Origin of the sequence: Citrobacter sp. S55_ASV_140 (genome assembly GCF_018919505.1) — a bacterium.
Lineage (GTDB): Bacteria > Pseudomonadota > Gammaproteobacteria > Enterobacterales > Enterobacteriaceae > Citrobacter > Citrobacter werkmanii.
The window spans coordinates 1-5,272 of record NZ_JAHLQZ010000237.1 but is presented as its reverse complement, the minus strand read 5'-3'; the positions used below and the strand labels follow the sequence as shown (position 1 = coordinate 5,272).

At 54.2% G+C, this 5,272-nt stretch carries 5 protein-coding genes; 4 read left to right on the top strand and 1 reads right to left on the bottom strand.

The annotated features are described in order from the left end of the window. From KQJ18_RS21295 to ubiA, 4 genes are all read left to right on the top strand, one after another. On the top strand, positions 1 to 878 hold an 878-nt coding region (locus KQJ18_RS21295; RefSeq protein WP_216422687.1), incomplete at its 5' end, for a carbohydrate porin. 113 nt (positions 879 to 991) lie between these two features. After that, on the top strand, positions 992 to 1,939 hold the full coding sequence (malM, locus tag KQJ18_RS21290; RefSeq protein ID WP_069325183.1) for a maltose operon protein MalM: 948 nt from the start codon (positions 992 to 994) through the stop codon (positions 1,937 to 1,939). 180 nt (positions 1,940 to 2,119) lie between these two features. Next, positions 2,120 to 2,617: a chorismate lyase gene (gene ubiC / locus KQJ18_RS21285; RefSeq protein ID WP_038636252.1), complete on the top strand. Its 498-nt coding sequence runs from the start codon at positions 2,120 to 2,122 to the stop codon at positions 2,615 to 2,617. Between the two features lie 13 nt (positions 2,618 to 2,630). Beyond that, entirely contained in the window at positions 2,631 to 3,503 is an 873-nt protein-coding gene (gene ubiA / locus KQJ18_RS21280; RefSeq protein WP_003826589.1) for a 4-hydroxybenzoate octaprenyltransferase, read from the top strand. 54 nt (positions 3,504 to 3,557) lie between these two features. Here ubiA and plsB read toward each other — a convergent pair. After that, a partial coding sequence (plsB, locus tag KQJ18_RS21275; RefSeq protein ID WP_216422685.1) for a glycerol-3-phosphate 1-O-acyltransferase PlsB occupies positions 3,558 to 5,272 on the bottom strand: 1,715 nt, incomplete at its 5' end.

Below are 5,272 nucleotides of genomic sequence, written 5' to 3'. Positions count from 1 at the left end.
TCGGTAAACTGTCTCTGGCCGCGAGCCGTTCTCAGGAAGCGGGTGGTTCATACGCGTTCAGCAGCCAGAATATCTATGATCGTACCAAAGACACCGCCAACGACGTATTTGACGTTCGTTTAGCGCAGTTGGCAACGAACACTGACGGTATGTTGGAACTGGGTGTTGACTACGGTCGTGCGAATACGACAGATGATTACAGCCTGGCAGACGGCGCATCAAAAGATGGCTGGATGTTCACCGCTGAACATACTCAGAGCATGCTGAAGGGCTACAACAAGTTTGTTGTTCAGTACGCGACAGACTCCATGACCACGCAGGGTAAAGGTTTGAACCAGGGTTCTTACGGTTCTTCTTCCTTCACCATTACTAATCCAGATGGTAGTAAAACCAATTACGCCAATAACGTGATTAATAACAACGGTAGCCTGGTGCGTATTCTCGACCACGGCGCTATCTCCCTGGGCGACAAATGGGATCTGATGTACGTCGGTATGTACCAGAACCTCGATATGGATAACGATCTGGGTACCGAATGGTACACCGTCGGTATCCGTCCGATGTACAAATGGACGCCAATCATGAGCACCCTGATGGAAGTCGGCTACGACAACGTCAAATCTCAGCAGACTGGCGATCGCAACAGCCAGTACAAAATCACCCTCGCGCAACAGTGGCAGGCTGGCGACAGCATCTGGTCTCGCCCGGCAATTCGTGTCTTCGCAACCTATGCCAAGTGGGATGAGGAGTGGGGCTACGTCAAAAATGGTAACGACGTAACCAAATATGCAGCTGCAACGAACTCTGGTATCAGCACCACCAGCCGTGGTGACAGCGATGAGTGGTCCTTCGGTGCTCAGATGGAAATCTGGTGGTAATTCAGCACTAACCTGACGTAAAGACCGAAAGAGGGGCGTAAGCCCCTCTTGATTACGGTTTAGCGCGCTATTGCCTGGCCACCGCTGAACCCATGCTATCTGAGGTGATAACAATGAAAATGAAGAAAAGTCTCGTTGCCCTTTGTTTATCTGCAGGGTTATTTGCCAGCGCGCCTGGCATCAGCCTGGCCGATGTGAATATTGTTCCGCAGAACACCACCGCGGCGCCTGCTATTCCCACTGCTGCGTTGCAACAGCTAACCTGGACGCCTGTTGATCAATCCAAAACTCAGTCCACGCAGCTTGCGAGCGCGGGCCAGCGTTTGGATGTTGCTGGTATTACCGGTCCGGTCGCGGCCTGGAGCGTACCGGCCAATATTGGTGAGTTAACTCTGACGCTAACCAGTGAAGTAAACAAACAAACCAGCGTATTTGCGCCAAACGTCTTAATTCTTGATCAGAACATGACGCCATCTGCGTTCTTCCCCAGCAGCTATTTCACCTACCAGGAGCCCGGCGTAATGAGTGCCGATCGCCTGGAAGGCGTAATGCGTCTGACGCCAGCGCTGGGCCAGCAAAAGCTTTATGTTCTGGTCTTTACGACGGATAAAGACCTCCAGCAGACCACGACCCTGCTTGATCCGGCAAAAGCCTATGCCAAGGGCGTCGGTAACGCCGTTCCCGATATTCCGGACCCGATCGCGCGTCATACCACCGATGGTCTGTTGAAATTGAAAGTCAAAACCAGCTCGTCCTCCAGTGTGTTGGTGGGGCCGCTGTTCGGTTCTTCCGGCCCAGGCCCTGTCACTGTCGGTAATACCGCAGCGCCTGCGGTGACTTATGCGGCTCCGGCAGCAGCGGTTGCCGCTCCTGCGCCGCAGCCGGTGAAGAAAAGTGAGCCGATGCTGAACGACACCGAAAGCTATTTTAATCAGGCGATTAAGGATGCCGTGGCGAAAGGCGATGTCGATAAAGCGCTGAAGCTGCTTGATGAAGCTGAACGTCTGGGATCCAAATCAGCCCGATCCACCTTTATCAGCAGTGTAAAAGGCAAGGGGTAAACATCTCCCCACATTGTTGATTTTGCAACAACTGGTGCGTCTCCTGGCGCACCTTTTTTTATCCTTCAGTGCGAATTGTTACGCTTATGTTGCTCTGCCGATCACTTAATTGTGTTTGCTCACCCCGTAATGCCTTTTCTGCGATACAATGCCTTTAGGTTATAAATCGGAGAGTAAGGCATGCCACACCCTGCGTTAACGCAACTGCGTGCGCTGCGTTATTTTGATGCGATCCCGGCGCTGGACCCGCAACTGCTCGACTGGTTGTTACTGGAAGATTCCATGACCAAACGTTTTGAGCAGCAGGGCAAAGAAGTCACCGTCACGTTGATTCGCGAAGCGTTCGTTGGGCAAAATGAGGTGGCTGAAGAACTGACGCTGCTGCCTAAAGAGTCCCGCTATTGGTTACGCGAAATCCTGTTATGCGCGGATGGTGAACCCTGGCTTGCCGGGCGTACAGTGGTGCCTGAATCCACCCTGTGTGGCCCTGAACTGGCTTTACAAAACCTGGGGAAAACCCCGCTCGGACGCTACCTGTTTACGTCATCGACATTGACCCGAGATTTTATTGAGATTGGCCGCGATGCAGCGCTGTGGGGGCGTCGTTCCCGCCTGCGGCTGAGCGGTAAGCCGTTGATGCTTACCGAGCTTTTTCTGCCTGCATCGCCGTTGTACTGAGAGGAAGATAAAGATGGAGTGGAGTCTGACGCAGAATAAGCTGCTGGCGTTTCACCGCTTGATGCGTACGGATAAGCCAATCGGCGCCTTACTGCTGCTCTGGCCTACGCTGTGGGCATTATGGGTAGCAACCCCTGGCATGCCGCAACTGTGGATCCTGGCGGTTTTTGTCGCCGGCGTATGGTTAATGCGCGCTGCCGGATGCGTGGTGAATGACTATGCCGACAGGAAGTTTGACGGCCACGTTAAGCGTACCGCGAATCGACCGCTGCCGAGCGGGGCTGTCACCGAGAAAGAAGCCCGAACGCTGTTTGTCGTACTGGTATTGCTGGCCTTCCTGCTGGTATTGACGCTCAATACGATGACCATTTTGTTGTCCGTTGCGGCATTAGCGCTGGCGTGGGTTTACCCGTTTATGAAGCGCTATACGCATCTGCCGCAGGTGGTGCTGGGGGCGGCGTTTGGCTGGTCGATCCCGATGGCGTTCGCCGCCGTGAGCGAGTCCGTACCGCTGAGCTGCTGGCTGATGTTCCTCGCCAATATCCTCTGGGCGGTGGCCTATGATACGCAGTATGCAATGGTTGACCGCGATGATGACCTAAAGATCGGTATTAAATCGACCGCGATTCTGTTCGGCCAGAACGACAAGCTGATTATTGGTATCCTGCAGGTGGGCGTGCTGGTGCTGATGGCGCTGGTGGGCTGGTTAAACGGGTTGGGACTGGGCTATTACTGGTCTCTGTTAGTGGCTGGGGCGCTGTTTGTGTATCAGCAGAAACTGATCGTCAACCGTGAACGTGACGCCTGTTTTAAAGCGTTTATGAACAATAACTATGTTGGTCTGGTGCTGTTCTTAGGCCTGGCAATGAGCTACTGGCATTTTTGAGTTTGGCTTAGCCTGCAAAATAAAAACCGGTCATTTCGACCGGTTTTTTTATGCTTACTCGCCTTGTGTGGCGCTCTCGATGGTCAGACGCACATCCGACGTGACCAGTTCGGCCAGCATCTGATAGATCTTCATCGTCTCTTCCGGTTCGGCATCTCCGGTATCGCTGATATATCCCTCGTCACGCAGCGTCAGCACCAGAGAGCTGAACACGGCCTTGTCGAAGAATTCCGGCGCGTTAATGCCGTGCAGGACAGAAAGACGCTGAGCCACGGTGCGGCTCTCTTTCTCCAGCGTACCACGGTTGATAGATGGGTTAGCGCTCAGCAGCCAGAAGGTAATAGCGTAGCGCTGCAACGTCTCACGAGCACCCGCCGCCAGCAGTTGTAGCGTACGGGAGCGGGCCGGATTGATATGCAGTTCGTCATCGTCCAGGGTGATGAGTCCCTGGCGCTGCATTTCGCTGGCCAGTTCGTCGATCACGCCAGCGAGTTCGTCACGCTCCCAGCGCAGGAACAGCTCCGCTTTCAGCATTGGGTATAGCGCTTCAATATGCTGCAGCAGCGCAGCGCGTGAAATATGACGATGCTGGGTTACGATGGCCGCCATTAACGAAGGCAGAACCAGCATATGCGCAATGTTGTTGCGGTAGTACGTCATCAATACCGCCTGCTCGCGCGGCAGAATGATGATGTCGCCAATGGTGTCTTTCTCGACCTCAAACTTGTTCATCTGCAAGGCATGGTCAATCAGTTCACTGGCGCTCTGCGCAGGAACCGTCGCATCCTGGGCATACGGTACGTTGCGCAGCAGACTCAGATAGCAATCGAGTTGTTCAGTCAACTGCTCACGGGTCAGAGAGCGCTGGCGGGAAGCCAGTAACGCGGTACAGCACAGGTTCATGGCGTTGGCCGCGCCTGCGTTGTTAATGCGTACCATCAGATCGGCGGCAATGTTATTTACCGTCGGCGTCAGCCAGGCAGGACGGATAGACTCGATAGGATCGATAGATTCACGCCACTCCGGCACGTGCTGGTTGAGGTAAGTCATCAACGGCATCGGCTCGCCAAAGTTAACGTAACCCTGACCCAGATTACGCAGCTTGCTTAAGCCACGCAGCATTTGCGGCAGGTTCTCTTTCTCTTTCGTCGCGCCCCGCAGTTCTTTCGCATACGTGCCCACTTCCATGACGTGCTCGTAGCCGATGTAGATCGGTACGAGGGTAATCGGACGCGTACCGCCGCGCAGCATCGCCTGAATGGTCATCGACAGCGTGCCGGTTTTGGGGTCGAGCAAACGACCAGTTCGTGAACGACCGCCTTCGACAAAGTACTCAACCGAGTAGCCGCGGCTGAACAACTCGCCCAGGTATTCGCGGAAAACGGTGGAATAAAGTTTGTTGCCCTTGAAGGTACGACGAATAAAGAACGCGCCCAGGCGGCGGAAGATCGGACCTGCTGGCCAGAAATTCAGGTTGATGCCTGCCGCGATGTGCGGCGGAACCAGACCCTGATGATACAGCACGTACGACAGCAGCATATAGTCCATATGGCTGCGGTGGCACGGAACATAGACGATTTCGTGGCCATCGTGCGCCAACTGGCGTACACGCTCTGCATTATGAACGTTAATCCCCTGATACAGACGGTTCCAGGTAAAGCCCAGAATACGGTCTGTCAGACGGATCATCTCGTAGGAGAAGTTGGCGGCAATCTCTTCCATCAGCGCTATCGCATTTTGCTGCGCTTTTTCGTGGGAGATTTTTTTAC